The organism is Paenibacillus polymyxa, assembly GCF_018614975.1.
In the GTDB taxonomy this organism is placed as follows: Bacteria; Bacillota; Bacilli; order Paenibacillales; family Paenibacillaceae; genus Paenibacillus; species Paenibacillus polymyxa_E.
In genome coordinates this window covers 1-20,266 of the sequence record NZ_JAGGNR010000007.1, presented here as the reverse complement: position 1 = coordinate 20,266, position 20,266 = coordinate 1, and the positions used below count along the sequence as shown (strand labels likewise).

General features: G+C 42.1%; 19 protein-coding genes and 3 pseudogenes. 21 read left to right on the top strand and 1 reads right to left on the bottom strand.

The window, feature by feature from the left end:
* Window positions 1-2: 2 nt before the first annotated feature.
* The 9 genes and pseudogenes from J7E78_RS02790 to J7E78_RS02750 all read left to right on the top strand — a co-directional run bounded on the left by J7E78_RS02790 (window position 3) and on the right by J7E78_RS02750 (window position 7,232).
* A complete protein-coding gene (locus J7E78_RS02790; RefSeq protein ID WP_215074838.1) occupies window positions 3-962 on the top strand; it encodes an L-threonine 3-dehydrogenase in 960 nt (319 codons plus the stop codon).
* Between the two features lie 297 nt (window positions 963-1,259).
* Entirely contained in the window at window positions 1,260-1,988 is a 729-nt protein-coding gene (locus J7E78_RS02785; protein ID WP_215074837.1) for a response regulator transcription factor, read from the top strand.
* A 28-nt stretch (window positions 1,989-2,016) separates the two neighbouring features.
* Window positions 2,017-2,853, top strand: coding sequence for a sensor histidine kinase (locus J7E78_RS02780; protein ID WP_215074836.1), 837 nt, complete (start codon window positions 2,017-2,019; stop codon window positions 2,851-2,853).
* Between the two features lie 2 nt (window positions 2,854-2,855).
* Window positions 2,856-3,200: pseudogene (locus tag J7E78_RS02775) on the top strand (response regulator); the annotation flags it as partial.
* A gap of 236 nt (window positions 3,201-3,436) precedes the next feature.
* Entirely contained in the window at window positions 3,437-4,201 is a 765-nt protein-coding gene (locus J7E78_RS02770; RefSeq protein ID WP_215074835.1) for an SDR family oxidoreductase, read from the top strand.
* A 241-nt stretch (window positions 4,202-4,442) separates the two neighbouring features.
* Window positions 4,443-5,117, top strand: a complete 675-nt coding sequence (locus J7E78_RS02765; protein WP_215074834.1) for a hypothetical protein — start codon at window positions 4,443-4,445, stop codon at window positions 5,115-5,117.
* A 73-nt stretch (window positions 5,118-5,190) separates the two neighbouring features.
* Entirely contained in the window at window positions 5,191-5,403 is a 213-nt protein-coding gene (locus J7E78_RS02760; protein ID WP_215074833.1) for a hypothetical protein, read from the top strand.
* A gap of 1,242 nt (window positions 5,404-6,645) precedes the next feature.
* Window positions 6,646-6,876: pseudogene (locus J7E78_RS02755) on the top strand (chromosome condensation regulator); the annotation flags it as partial.
* Between the two features lie 83 nt (window positions 6,877-6,959).
* A complete protein-coding gene (locus tag J7E78_RS02750) occupies window positions 6,960-7,232 on the top strand; it encodes a hypothetical protein (RefSeq protein WP_215074832.1) in 273 nt (90 codons plus the stop codon).
* 93 nt (window positions 7,233-7,325) lie between these two features.
* Here the strand turns inward: J7E78_RS02750 and J7E78_RS29230 are convergent, their stop codons facing one another.
* Window positions 7,326-8,120 carry a TolB family protein gene (locus tag J7E78_RS29230; RefSeq protein ID WP_251034776.1) on the bottom strand — a complete coding sequence of 265 codons (795 nt, stop codon included), beginning with the start codon at window positions 8,118-8,120 and terminating at the stop codon, window positions 7,326-7,328.
* Window positions 8,121-8,829: 709 nt separating this feature from the next.
* Between J7E78_RS29230 and J7E78_RS02740 the strand changes: the two genes are divergently transcribed.
* The 12 genes and pseudogenes from J7E78_RS02740 (at window position 8,830) to J7E78_RS02685 (ending at window position 20,264) form a co-directional block, all read left to right on the top strand.
* Complete coding sequence (locus J7E78_RS02740) at window positions 8,830-9,753, top strand: copper amine oxidase N-terminal domain-containing protein (protein WP_215074831.1); 924 nt, start codon at window positions 8,830-8,832, stop codon at window positions 9,751-9,753.
* A gap of 546 nt (window positions 9,754-10,299) precedes the next feature.
* On the top strand, window positions 10,300-10,728 hold the full coding sequence (locus J7E78_RS02735; RefSeq protein ID WP_215074830.1) for an SRPBCC family protein: 429 nt from the start codon (window positions 10,300-10,302) through the stop codon (window positions 10,726-10,728).
* Between the two features lie 952 nt (window positions 10,729-11,680).
* Entirely contained in the window at window positions 11,681-13,678 is a 1,998-nt protein-coding gene (locus J7E78_RS02730) for a hypothetical protein (protein ID WP_215074829.1), read from the top strand.
* A gap of 865 nt (window positions 13,679-14,543) precedes the next feature.
* Window positions 14,544-14,762 (top strand): hypothetical protein, encoded by a 219-nt coding sequence (locus J7E78_RS02725; protein ID WP_215074828.1) that lies wholly within the window; start codon window positions 14,544-14,546, stop codon window positions 14,760-14,762.
* Window positions 14,763-15,713: 951 nt separating this feature from the next.
* Window positions 15,714-16,283 carry a sulfurtransferase TusA family protein gene (locus J7E78_RS02720; RefSeq protein WP_397330450.1) on the top strand — a complete coding sequence of 190 codons (570 nt, stop codon included), beginning with the start codon at window positions 15,714-15,716 and terminating at the stop codon, window positions 16,281-16,283.
* 29 nt (window positions 16,284-16,312) lie between these two features.
* A complete protein-coding gene (locus J7E78_RS02715) occupies window positions 16,313-16,708 on the top strand; it encodes a DsrE/DsrF/DrsH-like family protein (protein WP_110822062.1) in 396 nt (131 codons plus the stop codon).
* An 18-nt stretch (window positions 16,709-16,726) separates the two neighbouring features.
* Entirely contained in the window at window positions 16,727-17,863 is a 1,137-nt protein-coding gene (locus tag J7E78_RS02710; RefSeq protein WP_215074827.1) for an MBL fold metallo-hydrolase, read from the top strand.
* A 17-nt stretch (window positions 17,864-17,880) separates the two neighbouring features.
* A complete protein-coding gene (locus J7E78_RS02705; protein ID WP_215074932.1) occupies window positions 17,881-18,108 on the top strand; it encodes a sulfurtransferase TusA family protein in 228 nt (75 codons plus the stop codon).
* Window positions 18,109-18,196: 88 nt separating this feature from the next.
* Window positions 18,197-18,991 (top strand): sulfite exporter TauE/SafE family protein, encoded by a 795-nt coding sequence (locus J7E78_RS02700; RefSeq protein WP_215074826.1) that lies wholly within the window; start codon window positions 18,197-18,199, stop codon window positions 18,989-18,991.
* Between the two features lie 84 nt (window positions 18,992-19,075).
* A pseudogene (locus J7E78_RS02695) lies at window positions 19,076-19,556 on the top strand (DsrE/DsrF/DrsH-like family protein).
* A gap of 71 nt (window positions 19,557-19,627) precedes the next feature.
* A complete protein-coding gene (locus J7E78_RS02690; RefSeq protein WP_215074825.1) occupies window positions 19,628-19,897 on the top strand; it encodes a metal-sensitive transcriptional regulator in 270 nt (89 codons plus the stop codon).
* Between the two features lie 43 nt (window positions 19,898-19,940).
* Window positions 19,941-20,264, top strand: coding sequence for a rhodanese-like domain-containing protein (locus tag J7E78_RS02685; RefSeq protein ID WP_215074824.1), 324 nt, complete (start codon window positions 19,941-19,943; stop codon window positions 20,262-20,264).
* Window positions 20,265-20,266: the final 2 nt, after the last annotated feature.

Below are 20,266 nucleotides of genomic sequence, written 5' to 3'. Positions count from 1 at the left end.
TTATGAACAAGATATTGGTGACCGGAGCACTGGGCCAAATCGGTTCTGAGTTAGTTGTTAAATTACGTGAGATTTATGGTGCGGATCACGTCGTTGCTACGGATCTCAGGTCATCAGCCCACGAAATTACCCGATCCGGGCCATTCGATCTGCTGGACGTGACGAATGATAAGGCGATGTTCGAAATCGCCAAGCGGTACGAAGTTGATACCATCATCCATTTGGCTGCGCTGCTGTCGGCTACCGCAGAGGAGAAACCCCTGCTTGCCTGGAATTTGAATATGGGCGGATTGATGAATGCACTTGAGATATCCAGAGAGCTCGGTTGCCAATTGTTCACTCCAAGCTCCATTGGATCTTTTGGCCCTACGACTCCGAAATACAATACCCCGCAGGATACGATCCAAAGGCCCAATACGATGTACGGCGTGAACAAAGTGTCCGGCGAACTGCTTTGTGATTATTATTTTCACAAATACGGCCTGGATACTAGGGGGCTGCGATTCCCGGGTTTGATATCTTATATGACACCTCCCGGCGGAGGAACGACGGATTACGCCGTGGAAATTTATTACGCAGCCGTGACGGCTGGCCGGTATACATCTTATATCGCCAAAGACTCAAACATGGACATGATGTATATGCCGGATGCCCTGAACGCTATCATCGATTTAATGGAAGCGGATTCTTCCCGGTTGATACACCGAAACTCATTTAATGTCACCGCAATGAGTGTGGATCCGGAGGCGATCGCTGCAGCGATTCGGGATGAGCTTCCCGGCTTTATCCTCGATTATGACGTTGATCCGAAGAGACAGGCGATTGCCGATAGCTGGCCTCATTCCATTGATGCGACGGCAGCAAAAACAGAATGGGGATTTCATGCTCGCTACGACCTGAAGGCCATGACGAAGGATATGCTTTCACAGCTAAGCGAGAGACAAATGCTTCGTAAGGCTTAAAGTTATTATGAATTCGCTGTGCAAAGCGAGTAGATATACAAAAGAAACTGCATCAAGAGGTTTGGCATTACCAGGACCTTTTGTTGCTGTCCCCCCCTCCTGGGGACCATGTCCATTCATCGTTCATACATTGTTTGCAATTGAGTGCGAATCTTCTAAAAGCATGGCTCTATAGAGTCATGCTTTTTTGGGTTATTTAAAGTTATGCTGTTTACGATAAACTCATTTTACTCATTTCTCACTAGAGCAAGACGTAAATGAACGCTATTTCAGTTTGATTAGATGGAGGTATGACATATGAATGGGACCCTGCAAAAAAACAGAATATTGATCGTAGATGATGATGAAAGGGTCCGGAGGTTACTTAGAATGTACCTGGAAAAAGAACAATTTATTATCGAAGAGGCCTCCCTTGGTGTGCAAGCTTTGAGCAAACTTCATAAAGGTTCTTATGCATTAATTATTCTCGATTGGATGCTTCCTGACATTAAAGGTATCGAACTATGCAATTATCTTCGAATGAGCACAAATATTCCCGTGATGTTCCTGACTGGCAAGTCTGATGAAGCGGACCGAATTGAAGCATTTAAGGCAGGAGCAGATGACTTTGTGATGAAACCCTTCAGCCCCAGGGAAGTTGTGCTTCGGATCAAATCGATGATGGCACGTTTTACAGGGTTTTACGGGCATGTTATACCCGATCATTCCGCCAGTGAAGTACTGATTTCATCCATTTTAATTAATCCCACTTCTAGAAAAGTGCTGGTAAAAGATGAAGAAATTCATATGACACCCAAAGAATTTGATTTGTTATACCATCTGGCAACTCATCCGGAGATCGCTTTCTCCAGACAGGATTTGCTCAAAATCGTCTGGAAGGTGGAGAAAGATGAAGAACTGGACTATCGAACCGTAGATACCCATGTTAAACGATTACGCGATAAATTATCGGAATATGTAATGAATCGTGAAGATCTCATCCAAACCCTGTGGGGGTTTGGTTACATCCTTCGTTTGCCCCATTAATTTCTTATTAAATACCAGGAGGAGCATCATGTCCTATAAACAAATCAAATGGATGATTCTATTCATTCCAACCATTACAGTCGCTATTTGGGAATATGTCAGACATCAATTTTTACTTCCCTATATCTCGATGGATTTGGGCAATTGGTTAACACCGGTGTTGGTCTATCTCGTTACTATTACATTGCTAACAAAGCTATTTCGAATCCTTGAAAACATTCAGAAAGAATTGGAACGTGCACGTTCTGCCAAAGCTGCTCTTGAAGCACGTGAAGAGCTGGCGCGAGAACTTCATGACGGAATTGCCCAATCTCTGTTCTTATTATCCGTTAAGGCAGAAAAGCTTGAAATGGGAAATGCCGGGGAACAGCAAGAACAGAACGTCCTATCCATTCGTAAAACGATTCATGAAGTGAACCGTTATGTCAGACAAGCGATCAGCAATCTTCGACTTGATCGGGACGAAAATCCTGTGCACCAGACCTCACCATCACTAGTGAAGCAAATTCTTGCGATGTCCAAAGACATCCGCACGCCAATCCATGTTCGCTGGGATTTGGAGGAGCATCTCCAAGGGGATAAAGAAAAAATAGAGCTGTTAGCTTGTATACGTGAGGCGCTAATTAATATGGATAAATATGCGTTAGCTACAGAAGGATCAATCACCGCAGTAGGGATGAGTCATAGCTGGAAAATTACGGTATCGGATAATGGTAAAGGATTTGAGGGAGATCCGTTTGCCAAGAAGAACAAGTTCGGTTTACGAATTATGAAGGAGCGTTGCAATGAGATGGGATGGATTATGAACATGTATCGTAAGGATGGAAAAACCATAGTTGAGATTCAAAAAGGGGGACTAGTATGACAGTGACCACAACAAGAGTATTGGTGGTTGATGATCACGCGCATGCAAGGGAAGCCATTCGTGAAATTTTAAGTATAGACGAGCACTTTGAGATTCTCGGTATGGTAAACAATGGTCAAGAGGCGATTAACTTCATGGAGAAGTGGCTTCCAGATCTCATTCTAATGGATATTCAAATGCCCATTATGGATGGACTTGAAGCAACTCGGAGAATCAAGCTAATCTTCCCTTATGTAAAGATTGTTATGATTACCGTTTCAGACGATATGCTTCATTTACTTGAGGCGCTCAAAAGAGGAGCACAAGGATACCTGCTCAAAAATCTGGAACCAACCACATGGCTCGATTTAGATTTTAACGTTCTTGCTGCACAGTACTACTTGACGGAGCTCTATGAGAGTATAGTGTCAGAAGAAAATAAAGTATTAGACTGACGAAGGGCCATTAAACGGGCAGGATAGTTTAAGATTAACCATGGAAAAACCTACCAGTAGCCATCCCCTTGTAACCGAATGAGAGAGCAACATTTCAAAAGTTGTCCTGTGATACAACTATATTTGAATTCGGACAAGGAGATGAAAACATGAGTAAGTTGGAAGGTAAAATCGCTTTAATAACCGGAGCGAGCCGAGGAATTGGCCGCAGCATCGCATTGCGTCTGGCACAAGAGGGCGCATTTGTCGTCGTGCACTATGGAAAAAGACGAAATGAAGCGGAGGCAGTCGTTCATCAGATCGAGCAAAGCGGAGGTAACGCGTGCGCGATTGGCGCTGACCTGAGCACTCTCGATGGCATTCATGATTTATTTGCGGTACTGGATGATGACATTCGGGAACGTACTGGCGGTAGCGGATTCGATATTCTTGTCAACAATGCTGGAATCGGTCAAATAGTTAGCCTAGAAGAGACAACTGAAGAATCTTTTGAAGAGGTGATGAAGGTTAACGTCAAAGCACAGCTTTTTGTTACCCAGCAAGCTTTACCGCGTCTAAAAGACGGAGGGCGCATTATTAATATTTCATCCTTTGTGACGCGCGTAGCGTCTCCAAGTGTGTTCGCCTACAGCATGTCGAAAGGGGCCATCGACACATTTACGTATCTTCTGGCTAAACAGCTGGGTAGCCGCAATATTACGGTAAACGCCATCCAGCCCGGCATTATTAACACAGAGATGAATGCCGGGACGTTGCAAGATCCCAATGGGCAAAAATATGCGGCCGGTCTTTCAACCTTTAACAGATGGGGAGAACCCGAGGATGTAGCGGATATTGTTGCCTTTCTCGCTTCGTCGGACAGCCGTTGGGTAACCGGTCAATTGCTCGATGCAAGCGGTGGATCTCATCTGTAAGTAAATTTATTAGATGAATCCCACACTTTACGTTCATTTCACTATTGCAGTCCCACCCCATTTTTGGGATGAAAAAGAGTGTTTCATGCAAGTATGTTTGTATCCTTGATTGAGTTAACGGAGTACGATAGCTCACTAAACCAGTGGCAGTCTAGGACTTTATTTTTCCGTCCATGGCTGCCGCTGGTTTGATTTTGGGGATCAGTCTAATACTTATTTTTCGGGGTCTAGCGGTTATGTAATGCGTAATGCCGCGTGTACTCTGCACATTCAGTCTAATACTATATTTTCATCAGATAATGCTGAATATGGAAAACTTTTAGCAGTTAAACTTGTTGCTAGTGAAGATGCAGTTGCCCTATGGGATGGATTGTCTAAAGAAGAAAAAGAAGCTGTTCGTGAATTTGCCCAAAATGGGGCTTCTGAAGTTGAGAAATTCACACAAGCTCGAGTTAGTGACTCGACATTAAAACAAAATATCTCCCAAATGCCAGAAGATCAGGCATTGGATGTATTAATCAATCTTATCCATGTTGGATACAATGTAACAACAGATAGCCCTATCACTCCTTTAGCAGTGAGTACTTACACAGGGACACAAACTTATGAAGTTACGAATTTATTCGGTGTTACGTTGTATACCTTCAAACATTCAATTACGTTCAGATCAGATGGAAGCAAGGTGGTTTCACCTGCTCCATCAAGAACAATTACCCCTTCGGTAAAAACGGTTGGATGGTCTTATGAAGGTGTAACAACGGATGAACAACGTGGTGGTGTAGGTTCCAATTTCTATGAATCTAATGTTATAGGGCATTTCAAATTTTCAGTAGTTTATGAAGTACAAAGTAAATATCCTCGCATCTGGCTTAAAGGATGGAGCAATGGAGTGTTAGATTACAGTGTAAGTGATTGATGTAACAATTTTTTCGTCCATAACGTATATAATAGTAATAATGTGAATACTTGGACGAAAGGGGATGGCTTCAATGATAGCTTTTTTGTTGCTTGCCTCGGCTGTAATCTTTTTCTTTTCAAGTAGTGAGAAACTAAGGCGTTACATTGCTTATGCTTTTGGAGGACTTGCTTTGATAGCCGTTGTTATAATGGTCTTTACAGTGCAGACAGGAACAAAATCTAATGCAGTTACAGGTTCTGAAAAAGCTGTAGTTGAAAGTACGATTCTCGAACAAGAAAAGTAATTAACGAGGGAGGGCGCTTTTTTTGTATGGTGATGATAGCTTGCATATTGTCCCTAAAGGTATACGAAATGGGTCGGTATTTCAATACGCCAAAAAAGAAGGTTAACGAAAAAAACGTTAACCTTCTTTTTAAATTTCGCCCCGCTTTCCACTAAAAACTTTCGTTACACTGATAGTTTTATGCGTATTGGGGCGGAGAAAAAAGTTACAACAATAATTAGTTAATTATCCACTAACCGAAAAATCGAATGTCCCGTTAGCCCATCCTTTAAGGAAAATTCTTGGGTAGCTATTTTGTACATCATACACAAGAGTCAGTTTGAAATGTCCAACCACGTTAGATTCATAAAAATTGTGACCTACGCCACCACGTTGTTTATCCGTTGTTGCACCTTCATAAGACCAACCAAGCATTTTCGTGGATGGAGTAATAGATCTATAAGGAGCGGGGGATACAACCCAGCTTCCATCAGAGTTCCAAGAGATCTGATGTTGAAGTGTATATAGAGTACCGCCAAGAGGATTAGTTGCTGTATAAGTTCGCGTTGCCGAATAGCCCGTTGCAAGAGTAGAAATAGGGGAACTTATTGTCTCATTATAGCCGACTTGGATAAGATTGATTAGTACAGCCAGTCTCTGGTCTTCAGACAGAACGGAAACATTCTTTTGAAGACTTGATTGAGATAGATTTGCTTGGGCAAATTTTTCAACCTTTTAATGTCTAGGGACAAGAACATATACCCGTTAAAGTCGCTATTATAGCGGCTTTTTCGTATTATCGGTACAAGTTCGTGTCCCAAGCTAAGGACAAGAACTTGTACCGATTGCCGGAATGGACAAGAACATAGTCCGATTACTAATTAGATATATTTCTAAACAATGAGCGCATGCACTTAAAACCTCATTAAGTACCATAATACAGAACAACCTCAGAACGTTAACAGCTACCATATCGACTGAAACGAGGATGAGTCCTTCAAACGGGTGGCATCAACGTACCTTGATTAGTGCTTGGCGTAGTTCCGCTTTCTTGACAGCTAGGAGTATTAGAATACAACGTCGAATAAGAAAAATAGGTTGGTGTCCTCATGCCTCTTTTCTGTGAACGATATGAACGCTAAACTTTATGACTTACTGTTGAGCTAACAGGAAAAGCAAGATTTCAATTTGTAGAGGAATGATATGGACTACAATTCACGGAAGGAAGCGGTGTTTGAGACGAAACGGTTCCGTAACTATACCATAGCGGCGGGTCGTCGTCATACCGTTGGTCTTAAGTCTGACGGTACAACGGTTGCTGTGGGTTCGAATAAACATCACCAATGCGATGTAAGTGGCTGGCACGAAATTCGAGCTGTCTCGGCGGGGTGTGCCCATACGATTGGACTGAAATCTGATGGTACGATGGTTGCGGTGGGTGATAATGATTATGTACAATGTGATGTAAGCGGATGGAGTACCATCCAACAATAAACCGCCTTAACAGAGCGGTTTATTGTTTTTGGCCACAAAAGTGTTGGTAAGGAGTAGCACGCTATGCCAAAAGGAGCAATTATGTGAATGTTACAGCTACGAGACTACTCCCGGACTCCAAGTTGACCATATTTCAGGATCAGGCTAAATCCGAGAAGCTGAACATTCAATGTATTGAAGTCTATTACATTCAATCCGATTCCACTGATCAGGCAATTGACTCCGGTACCCATCACCGGATTGGGTGGAGAGACGATCGCAATCATTTGCTGTACGAAATTTCCGATAATGCGGACAGCAGTCTACGGAAAGAAGGTCTAGTCAAATTGGCTGAGGACTTACTTACATCTCGCTAATTTCTGCAATACTGCTGCGGTGCAAAATGATGATTTCGTTTTGCACCCTTTTTCATGTATGAGTTAATAATTAGATTTCAGTATTATGTTATGTTAAATAAAAGTAAGTGTCTTTCCCAGTGAAATCAAGTGATTTTGATCAGCCCATAAGATGAAATATGAATACGTATTTCCTTGAATCACAACAGGAGCAGGATATTTCACAATAAGTGCCGCCTGATTTCTCATTTCCACGGGTTGGTCTTCCGAAGGAAATATGAAACAGGCTTCTTGGGCTTGAATAAAAGCAGGGAAAATTTGGGGGTTGGCCCCATAGGGTTTTAACATATGAAAAGCTTCCGCTCTGCATACCTCGTAAATTCCTTCCTCAGAAGAGATCGCGGATATCTGAAAAAATCCGTCCGCTCCTTCGAATCGTTCTTCGGTAACTTTGTGCCAGCTTCGCGGATAATGGAAAGACACCTTGTATACCTGATTGAGATATAATCCATACGGATGAACATCATGCACTCGTGGTGACCATCTATGAGCTGTAGTCCACCTTGCTTCAACAATTTTGATCGGATTATTAGGGTTTCTTATATCAATAATCCAAATTTCGGTTGCTTGTTCTTGCTTATTGCATCCTGATAAGTAAGCGAGTCGGTTCCCATCCGGCGACCAACTTAAAGGGGTAGAGAAGCAGGTGGAGACTGCCCATGTTTTTTGTTGCCCTCCAACTCGGCTGTCGGTCTGGATTAAAGAAACATATTGATTATCCACGATGTCGGTGGCACTGTATGCGATGAGTGAAGAGTCCGGGGACCATTCGGGGAAATAGTTTTTCGCCTGAGGGCCACCATTAAGTTGGTAGCTCGCTCCTGTTGTCAGGTTCACCGTAGTGATCAACGAAATGCTGGCTCCCGGGGATGTATATAGGACAAACTCTCCGTTAGGTGATATTCTGACATTGTGGAGAGGCCCCTCAGTATTTTGAGTTAATTGCTGTTTGCTCATGCCATCTCGGTTAATTTTATATAGTTGGGTATTGCCTGCTTCATCTGGAGCTGCATACAGGAGAGCCTCTCCTGAAGGAAACCACTGGACATCGGTGGCTCCTTCTTGAACGATCGAACCGCTGGGAGTTGATATTGTAGACCACAATTCGTCCGTTTTTTACATAACACAAGTATAGACTATCCGGGGACCAACTCAGTAAAGTATAAGGGTAAATCTGATCAATTTGTGCCCATGCCCTGCTGTTTAGATTGAATACATACACGATATTTTTCTTGCCGATAAAGGCGAAGTTCCGGACATCTGGCGACCAATATGGAATTGAAAATTCCTCACCAAGATCTTGGGTCAGCTTAATCGTCTGACCTGTTAAAGGTTGATAAAGCCAAATGTCGTACGAACTACCCCCAACATTTGAAGTAAAAAGGATCGCTTCACGATCAGCATGATTCATATTTGATTCCGCCCTTCAGGTTTGATTCCAATACAATGTATTCAAGAAAAGGAAATAGGCGAATTATTCGCAAATTTTCTATCAGAATGTATTTATTCTGCCGATAATGAAGGAGCATATATTTTTTTACTTCAGGAGGAATCGTCTATGAAAAAAACAGTCATCTTGCTAACCAGTCTGGCGCTAATGCTTGCCACCGCCGAAGGCACAACCTCTGCCAAACCGGGAAACACACCACCCGGACAATCAGGTAAAGAGGTATCGTCAAAAGCAACCAAAGACAAAGAAACTCCAACGGAGGAGAAACAGACTGAGGAAGTCGAGTCTTCGGAAACGGTCAACACTGAAGAAGACAAAGTTAAGGATCCCTCAACATCGGAGACAGAGAATACAACCGATCCAACCGAATCCAAGAAAAAAGGCTCCAACGGATACAAAGGTTTGCTAAATGCTATTCAACATGTGGAAGATAAACCGGCAGCTGCTGTACTAGCCGATATGTTGCTTACAAAATATGCGACTGGGCTGACGGACGAACAAATCAAAGAACTTGAAGCAATCATTGAAAAGGACAAGGCGTTGGAAACTGCAGCAGAAATGCTCGAAAAAAACGGTAGCGTGACTGACGCGGTGTATTTGCAGGAAGAGGCCATTAAAGCCAATTTTAAAAACCTGGACCTGTACAAAACAATGGGAAAACTCAATGAAAAGGCGGGTAAAAAAAATGGGGTGAAGCTGTATGTGAACGGGGTAGCTTCTGACTCCGAACCTTTTGTCAAAAAAGGCAACACGTTTGTTCCTTTTCGAGCCATAGCTGAGTCTTTGAAAGCCGAAGTGGCATGGAATCCCGAAGAACGCTCCATCATTGTCACGAAGGATGGGGTGAGCATTAAACTTGTGGTTGACAGTAAAACTGCAACAGTTAATGGCAAAAACGTCTCTTTGGATGTGCCAGCCACTATTACAAAAGGCAGTACTTATGTCCCCGTACGTTTCATAAGTGAGGCCTTGGATGCAACCGTGCAATGGGAAGAAGAAAGTAAAACCGTCGTTGTTTATGAAGAAGAATAATATTGGATGATTGTTTTAAAATTTGGCCAGAGAATCATATACGCTTAAGAAGTCGCCATTTTGGCGGTATTATCAGGTTAGCCAGTAATTACGGGTTGGCCTTTTTTTGTGGTCGTTTTACGATGGGGAGAGCCGGGAGAACGTGGCGGCTATTTTATCCAACCCAATCATTTACTACTACTTATAAAACCCAGAAATTTGATGAGTCAGCCGTCATTCAGAGTGAGAGTCGAAAGAAAATCTAAAGACTCTCATGATGAATTCACAGTCTCCTAAAGTCCGTGCTGCTGTCCTATGTAAATTGGCTACTTCGTTCAAACTTACATATGCAGAAATTAAAGTTTTACTCAATGATAATAGCAGCTACGTTAAGTTGACAGCAGTTGGTCTGACGATCGGCTGTCGTTTTCTTAACTAACGGGTAGGATAGCAATCGAGAAGAAATCACATCAACTATGGCGTATAATAAAAGAAAATTTGAAAACTCTCAATCGTCGTAGACTAATATTTTCATAAATAAATCCTTAAAGAAAGGGAATGAGCACTATGCCAAGTATCGAGCACTTACAGACTGTGAATGTTCCAGCTTCAACCGTATATGAAGCTTTAACCACTGAAAAAGGACTTTCAGAAATATGGACAAATGAACTAATAGTCAGTGATCAGATCGGTTGTATAAATGAGTTCCGATTCGGAGGCAAAGGCTTAACAATGATGCGCGTTGATGAGCTTGCTACGGATAAAAAGATATTGTGGCAGTGTGTCGATTCAGATCCAGAATGGATAGGTACGACGATTTCTTTTGATATGGAGGAAAAAAACGGGAAAACTTCAATCATATTTCGTCAGATGAATTGGAGGGAATTGACCGCATTTTATCGTTTATGTAATTATAACTGGGCTATTTTTTTGTACAGTCTAAAACAGTATTGCGAAGAAGGTGAGGGTCTTCCATATCATAAACGAAAGTTCTAAAACCCTTGAAAAAATGGATGGGTCGACTAAAGACATGATCCCGACAACTGGTTTCGGAGGTATTGTGTAAGTAAGACGATGTCGTTCAGCCAAATCTCTACAACATTTCGTTGAAGTAACGGGAAACGTTAACTCAATAAAACTAAGAAAGCAGCTGACCAATGTGATCAGCTGCTTTTTGTTCAACAAACGGGCAGGATAGTGCAATTGTTGAAAAGGATACTGTCAATAATAACAATGTCCAAGTTAACCGAACAAATGTCGGGGGGACAAGAACTTGTACCGATTGCCGGAATGGACAAGGACATAGTCCGATTTTCGATTAGATACTTATCTAAATAGTAAACGATGTAGTTAAAACCTCAATAGGCAGCATTATAAAGGACATTTTTCACATATCTTATGGAACATATGACTCGAAAAGAAATAAACACAGGCGGCTAGGAATTAAGAAAGCGGGCAAAGCTCCTTGGAGAAGTTGTCATGGACTAATGACCGCAGAAGTCACTGTTGGTTCAGGATATTTTTCCGATGCAGCACCCGAAGCTGATTTATACTTGCTGTAGACTGGAGCATTTCTTACAGTGGAGGAAACAGAGAAAAACAATCAGGCTAGACCCGAATGTATAGTCAATTACGGGACATTAGTCGGGTGACATCAAAACTGTGACTACACCCGTAGTTATGTGTTTTTATTTATGGACATGGCCTCAAATGCTCTCGTTTCCATACTGGAAATCCACAACCAATTGAAGTTGTGGATTTTTGCGTTTAAGTGATATGAAACTTTGTCGATTTCGGGATTTTCCCGGGAAGGTTTATAACTCTAAAAATAGGTCCAAGGGATTAATCGTTTGTTTATATAGGCAAAAAGGCCCATTACATTTTGTGGAAAAGCGAGTAAGATAAATAATGATTTCAACAACAAGGCTTTTAACAACAGGAGGAGAACATGAGAAAAAAAAACACATTTTTATGGGGAGTTTGTTTGTCATTATCTTTATTGTTTTTGTCTCACCCCGTAGGTTCGGTTGATGCGAGCGCTGAGGATAAGACGATTGACTCGATTACGCTGAAGGAACAGCCTATCTCTATTGGTGAAGGATGGACCGTCGACGCGAGTTATAGTTCTAACGCACCATATGCATTGGCTAAGGGGAAGAACGAATACATAGCCGTAGGTGCCTACGGTACAGTGATGAAATCAAAGGACGGAATCAATTGGAAAGCTCTATCGAAGTTTGGAGGATATCATTTAACCGCCATTGATTGGGATGGATCCAAGTATGTGGTGTTTGGTTCCAACACAGACTATTCCTCTACTCTTTACGAGAAACCTTCCGAAGGATTTATATCAACAGACGGGTTAACGTGGACGAAGATCAATTTTAACCCGGACGAAACAATTCATCAATTGGTCTGGGAGAAGGGCGGCTTTGTAGCCTTGGGGGAAAAGCATATATTTACGTCGGTAGATGGGGAGAACTGGACAACCTCGCGTTCGTTGTTTAACGAGTATGGGGCGAACTCTCTGAAGTATATAAATGGGACTTACTTTATAACCAGCATCTACGATGATCAATATGTGCTTGTCTCAAAGGACGGGCAGAGTTGGTCCACTAAAAAATACAACATGTCTGCAGCTATTCGGGACATGGCCTGGACTGGAAAGCAATACATTGGCGTCGGTAACGGCATTTATACGTCCTCTGACGGTTTCACGTGGAAGAAGCAAGCCAAATCCCCAAGTGGCGCAGAATTAAAGACCATTGTATATGGTCACAACAAGTACATTGTTACAGGTGCAACCAATCAAAAAGGCGGGGTCAATAAAAATGTAGCTTATACGTCAAAAGACGGCGTGAATTGGAAGAAGACAGATCTTTCCTATCTTTATACCAATATTTATGTTATCTATCCAGTGGCTAACGGATTTGCCGGGATTGGATCGAATGACCGGCAGGATGCACCCGACAGCACATATTCCGTATATACGAAGGACGGTGCTGCTTGGAGTTACCGGTTAGTTGGCTCGCACACGGGAGGCGAGCTAAGCGGTCTTGCCACAAACGGGAAAAGAACCGTAGCTGTTGGCATGAACGGCACTGTCATATATACCGATGACGGTACTACATGGCGTAGCAGCAAGCCGTTTGCCTACCGGGAAAAGCTGGGTAGACCGAATTTATACGATGTGGTTTGGGGTGCGAATAAATTCGTCGTGGCGGGCCATAACGGGATTTACTATTCCGCGGATGGGTACACCTGGAAGAAAGCAAGCGTACCTTTCAAAGATCAATACGGTCAATTGCGAAATATCTTGTGGACAGGCAAATTTTTTGTAGCGTCGGACCAATCTTATGGTACCTATACGTCTAAAGATGGTCTCAAATGGACCCGTATCCCCAACGTCAGCGACAATTGGCTGACCTCTATGGTTTGGGACGGTAAACGACTGCTCGCCACCTTCCGCGTGCATAACTTCAATACCGGCGTCGGTACGACGAAGCTCATGCAGACGACGGATGGTGTTCATTGGAAGCTGGTAAAGACTATGGATTTGAATCAGGCTTATCTGGCCTGGAATGGCAGCTCTTATGTTGCAGCAGATCAAAGCAACTCTCTGAAGAACTGGGTATCGAAGGATGGATTGAACTGGACGAAGAAAAAGACGACGTTCACGAAAGGGGATTATACCGGATTCGACTTCCTGACCTCTTTTGACGGAAGCTTTTTTGCTATGGCTACGAGCTATGAGCAGGAGATTAACGGTTCCAATACGTACTATCTTTCCAAAGACGGAGTGCAGTGGAAGCAGGTCACTCTTCCTCCGAAGTACCAAGGTTTAGACGGGGTCGATACACAAAGAATGCAGGACGGCATCAAGATGTACGGAAAATTCATTTTTGTTGGTGGATATGGCGAAATTATGTATGCAAGCAAACTGTAGCATTGGGTATTGATATCCGGAGAGGAACATGAGAAGAAAAAGCACACATTTGTGGTCATAACCTTGTCAAGTAGATAGTACAAAAAGAAAAAACAAGACTTAAGTTGCGACCGTTCCCGTATTACCGGGGAACGGTCGTTTAGTTTTTCTGGAATTAGGATTTACCGTCTTGGAATCATGCTAAAATGTATACTGATCCAAGACGGTAATCATTTTTCCAAACTAGATTAGTGACAATCTAATGATTCTTTCTATAGAGGACCATTGATCATAAGAGATCATTTAAAATACTTTGCAGACCAAATCGTTAGTCGTCAAATGAGAAGTACGGGGGGATTAATCGGAACGCATTATTCTGGATAATAGAAAAGATAGTAGCTCAATTTAGTTCAAACTTTTTTATTGATTGGTTGAGAGTTGCAGGAGAAAGAAGCGTAGAAGCAAGTGTTCAATGGGTACAGTTCTTGTCCTCAGTTGTATAATGACATAAAGTTCCCTACCAGGTTGGAATTTGACATAAAGTTCCCCACTATCTTGGAGAAGTAGCTAAGAAATCAATTTATGGAATCACTCAGCCTAATTGTATGTTTTCGAGTTTTTATCTAGAACCATAAGGGCTCGAGCGAATTAAATCATGAAACTCAAAATATCAATACTTTTAATTCCGTTGATATACAAGGTTTTGGTTTTACAAGCAGACCCTTTGTAAAAGAAACCTGGTCATTCCATAGTTCACGTATCACTCTAACATTTTTGATTGTTTCATTCAGAGTCACTACTTGTACTAGTGTGTATGCGTATCATAGCGATTAGGATATAATGGATGTATTAATCAGAAGCATCTCAGAACGTTCCAGGTGATGGGATGAGTTGGTTAACCGTGCTTGGTATTGGAAGCCAACTAATGGGGAACGACGGGACCGGAGTTTACGTGGTCGAGGCATTGAGAGTCATGAATACCGATGAGCATGTCACTTACATAGCTGGAGAGACGGACATTGATTTCTGTTTGCAATACATTGAAAATGCCACGTTCTCCTCAAAGTTGATGCAGTCATTTCAGAAAATCCCGTTGGGACAATGACCATTTGCAAACTTCATCATCTGATTCCGAATGAACGGGGGATTTCAGCCCGTAACTTTCATATCCCACAACATATTCCGTTAATATATCCCAATCTGACAACCTATTTGCTGGGCATTGAGGTAAATGTTCTGGAATTCAGCATAGGATTGGATGAGACCGTTCGCTCTTATTATGATAATATTCTTCAGCAAGTCTTGGTGAGCGTTGATATTTTGTTAAATAACTGAATTGCTCAATCCGGAGTTTAAAAGTCTGATTCTTCAATTTTTTTATTCTTGATTTCAACTAAGCTTCGATATTGTATTCTAGATACTTAGCAAATCATTATTTCAAATGGAGGTAAGGTATAAGAATAGTAAGTGCAAATCTTATACCTTACCTATCTGACACCATCAAGGTGATCGCTCATCGATCAGACTATCTATCATCAAAGGTTTACTGGAAAGAGGTTCTTGTAATGTTACTTGCATTTAATCCTTTCTTGGAGTTCCGCAGTCTACAGTGTCTGGGAATTTGCGTAAACTTCGTTGGCGCGGAATTATTGACGCCGAGAGGAATGGCCTAGAAGTTATTATGTTACAAGTAAAAAAATGAAACAACTCTTTAGAGTATTTGAGTAGACGGAGCAAACCAGCTTAGCTTAGTGGTTGGCTTTTTTTTATGAACTTTAACGTTTCTTAAATTTCTTAACATACAAAGTTTAAAAGAGATGTAGCTTAATTTCTATTTTCCCGAAGTTTGGAGAACATCAAATTATTCAGTAATGCAGGTTGACAAGAACAAAGACTCTTTGTAATATACCTATAGGGGTATATGTAATGAGCAAATAACCCCAATAATATTTTTTTCAAAATGGTAAACCGCAGGCCAAAAGGGAAGACTTATTTTTAAGAGTTCTGTGACTAATGGCTTGTCTTGTTCATAACAAATTTTGAGGAGGTTTCTGCAGTGGCCGAAATTAAAGTGGATCAGACACTCGATTGCAAAGGGCTTGCATGTCCAATGCCAATCGTAAGAACAAAAAAAGCGATGGATCAACTGGGTGCTGGTCAAGTTATTGAAATACAAGCTACAGATAAAGGGTCTTTGGCAGATATTCAAGGTTGGGCTAAAAATACCGGACATCATTATCTCGGTACAGTAGAGGATAGCGATGTTCTCAAGCATTATGTCCGTAAAGCAAGTGTTACTGAAACAAAGGAAGAGAAGAAGCATCCACATGTCATTTCCAATCATGAATTGGAGAAAAAACTTGCTGATAATGAAAAGATTACCGTACTGGATGTCCGTGAACCTGCCGAATATGCGTTTAAGCAAATTACCGGCGCTATTTCTATTCCGCTAGGTGAACTCGAGAATCGGATCCAGGAACTTAACCCGGAAGAAGATATTTATGTCGTGTGCCGTACAGGCAGCCGCAGTGATCTTGCCTGTCAATTGCTTACTGAACAAGGATTCAAGAAAGTCAATAATGTAGAACCGGGCATGACTGGTTGGACGGGTCCAACAGATAAATAAAAAAACAATAAATAACGGAGGTATTACAAATGAGTACTAAAGTAGCAATTATTGCAAGCAATGGTGGAATGTTCGATGCATATAAAGTGTTTAATATCGCAACTGCTTCAGCAGCGACTGAAGCAGAGGTTGCCATTTTCTTCACTTTTGAAGGATTAAATCTGATTCATAAGCAAGCTCATCACCAATTGCCGCTGCCTGCAGGGGCTGAACATTTTGCTGAAGGGTTCAAAAATGCAAATGTTCCATCGATCCCACAGCTAGTAGAAATGGCTCAGGAGATGGGTGTCAAGATTATTGCTTGTCAGATGACGATGGATGTTATGAACCTGACAAAAGAGGACTTTATCGAAGGCATTGAAGTAGGCGGAGCTGTCACTTTTCTGGATTTTGCGAAGGATGCCAACGTTACATTGACTTTCTAAATGAAGGGAGAAACGGAAATGGAATTAAAAGCGATGACGGCAAAGGAACTTACGCGTATTGTCTTGGCTAAAGAAGAAATTTTTATCCTTGATGTTCGTAATGAAACGGACTTTAACGATTGGAAAGTTGAAGGAGACAGCGTAGATGTCATTAACATTCCTTATTTTGATCTCTTAGACGGTGTAGATGATGCCCTCGACAAGATTCCTGATGGCAAGAAATTGCTTGTTGTCTGTGCGAAAGAGGGGTCTTCCAAATTTGTAGCAGAGCAAATTGTTGAGGCCGGCAGAAGCAACGTGCATTACCTTGAAGGCGGTATGAAATCATGGAGTGAGCACCTGGAGCCAGTGAAGATTGGAGAATTAAAGGATGGGGGATATTTGTATCAGTTCGTAAGGATTGGCAAGGGTTGCTTGTCTTATATGGTTGTTTCAGGCGGGGAAGCTGCAGTTATTGACACGCTTCGCATGACAGAAGTGTTTGAACAGTTTGCGAAAGAGCAAGGTGCACAGATTAAACACACGTTGGACACACACCTGCATGCCGATCATATTTCAGGCGGACGTAAACTGGCTGAGCAAACTGGAGCCACTTATTGGCTGCCCCCAAAAGATGCGACCGAAGTTACTTTCAATTATGAAAAGCTTGAAGAAGGTCGTGACATCACGGTAGGTTCCATAACAATTCGGATTCAGCCGATTTACTCTCCTGGACACACAATCGGAAGCACATCATTTATTGTAGATGACCAGTACCTGTTAACCGGGGATATCTTGTTTATTGAATCGATCGGTCGTCCTGATTTGGCGGGCCTTGCGGAAGATTGGGTAAGTGATCTTCGAGACACGCTTTACAAGCGCTACACAGGATTGTCTCAAGATCTGATCGTATTACCTGCTCACTTCGGAAAGGTGACGGAGCTCAGTGAAGGCGGTCGAGTGATGGGGAAACTGTCTGACTTGTATCAAAAAAACCCTGGCCTTAACATACGTGAAGAGGATGAATTCCGGCGTATTGTGACTGAAAATCTTCCACCACAGCCGAATGCGTACCAAGAAATCCGCCAGACGAATATGGGGAGAATCACACCAAACGAAGATGAGCAGCGCGAGATGGAGATCGGTCCTAACCGCTGTGCTGTACACGACCATTAAAAGGAGGAAAAATGATGATGAAAACAAACCTGGTAGTAGATACGAAAGGACTGGCATGTCCTATGCCGATTGTAAAAGCAAAAAAAGCGCTGGACGGTCTTGAATCCGGACAAATCATGGAAGTCCTTTCAACGGATAAAGGCTCCGTTAATGACTTTCAAGCATGGGTTAAACAAACCAAACACGAATTGATTTCCCAGGAGGAAAACAACGGTATTTATAAGTTTTATGTTAAAAAAATCTAAATGGAAATAAAGCAAACACGCAGCAGTGTGTTCGCTTATTTCAAACTTTGTAAGTATAGATACCCTCAACCGAGAAAGGAGGGGGATTATGGATATCTTGTTAATGATCATTATGCTCGCTCTTGGCTTAATCGGATCCTTCTTTTCAGGATTGCTTGGAATAGGCGGAGCTATCATTAACTATCCTTTGCTGCTGTATGTACCATCAGTATTCGGTGCAGCGCACTTTTCAGCACATGAGGTTTCTTCGATCAGTATGTTCCAAGTTTTTTTTGCCTCTCTTGCAGGCGTTTTGGCACTTCAGAAACGAAGTAAAGGCAAATTGGGGCCATCAGCCGTTCATAAGGGATTAGTTCTTTATATGGGCATCAGCATTTTGGCGGGAAGCCTGATCGGAGGATATATATCAGGAATGCTTCAAGGAGACGTCATTAACCTGATCTATGGCATCCTTGCTGTGATAGCAGTTATTCTGATGTTGATTCCTCGTAAGGGCTCGGATGAAATCACAGAGAACCTTCAATTTAATAAAATGATTGCGATAGTTTCTGCCTTTATAGTCGGAATTGTATCCGGGATTGTGGGCGCAGGGGGCGCTTTTATCCTGATTCCCATCATGCTCACCCTCCTCAAGATTCCAACCCGCATGACCATTGCTTCTTCACTTGCGATCGTCTTTGTTTCAGCCGTTGGGGGGGTTATTGGAAAGCTTACCGGCGGACATATTCCTTTATGGCCTACTTTATTCACGGTGGTTGGAAGTCTGATCGGAGCTCCATTGGGGTCTAAAGTAAGTTCCAAGATAAATGTTAAAATCCTTCGTTATGGACTAGTCGTGCTTATTGCCCTGACAGCCGTTAAGGTTTGGTCAACTATCCTTTAAGCAATAAAAAAGAATTGTATTGTAGTGATTCTCTAGATAAACATATAGGGATATATGTAATTAGAAAGTGGGTATTATTAATTAATGACTGATAAATCAACAATCGTATTGTTTAGTGGTGAATTAGATAAAGCAATTGCAGCATTTATTATTGCTAATGGCGCAGCTGCCTATGATCACGAAGTAACCAGTAACCATATTTTTTACCTTCTGGGGGCTGAATGCTCTTCGGAAGGATGAGACCATCAATACAAATAAAGGTTTCTTGGAAAAAGCTTTTGGCTGGATGATGCCACGAGGGGCAAAAAGACTCGGGCTGTCCAAAATGAATTTTGGCGGGCTTGGTCCGCAGATGATTAAACATGTGATGAAAAAGCATAATGCTTTATCTCTGACTCAGTTAATGGAGCTGGCACAGGAGCAGGGTGTGAAGCTGGTTGCTTGTACCATGACCATGGACCTTCTGGGTCTGAAACAAGAAGAGCTGATCGATGGATTGGAATATGCTGGTGTTGCCGCTTACCTGGGTGATGCAACAAACGGCAAGGTAAACTTATTCATTTAAAGGTGTAAGCTAACATTTTTTGCTCTATAATATACCTATACAGGTATGTTATGAAGGAGAGTAGATTATATATGGAATACAACTATACAGATAGCTTAAAAACACGTTTGCGGAAAATTGAAGGCCAGGTTCGTGGGGTACTTCGATTGATGGAAGAAGGAAAACCTTGTAAAGAGGTCGTAGCCCAGCTGTCTGCCGTCCGTAATGCCTCTGACAGAGCTCTTGCGCAAATCGTCGCAGAAAATCTTCAACAGTGCATTATGGCTGAACAGGAGGCTGGCAATAATGATACAGGTAAATTGGTGAAAGAAGCGGTAGAGCTTCTTGTGAAAAGCCGTTAATTAAAACACGATGAAATAAATCATCTATGGAGGAAACTTACACATGTCATTTAAGGAAATAGCACCTCAAGAGGTAGCAGAACGTCTTAACAAAGGTGAAACTTTGACCATGCTGGATGTCCGGGAACCAGAAGAATGGATGGAAGGACACGTAGCAGGTGCTAATCACATTCCCCTTGGCGAACTGGACGTCAGACATGAAGAGTTAGACCCATCACAAGAAATTATAGTTATATGCCGCAGTGGAAATCGCAGCGGTAAGGCATGTGAGCTGCTTAATGAAAAAGGGTTCAAGGTTCTCAATATGACAGGTGGACTCAATGCCTGGACAGACAAATTGGTGCGTAATTACACGCGTGTTGAATAACC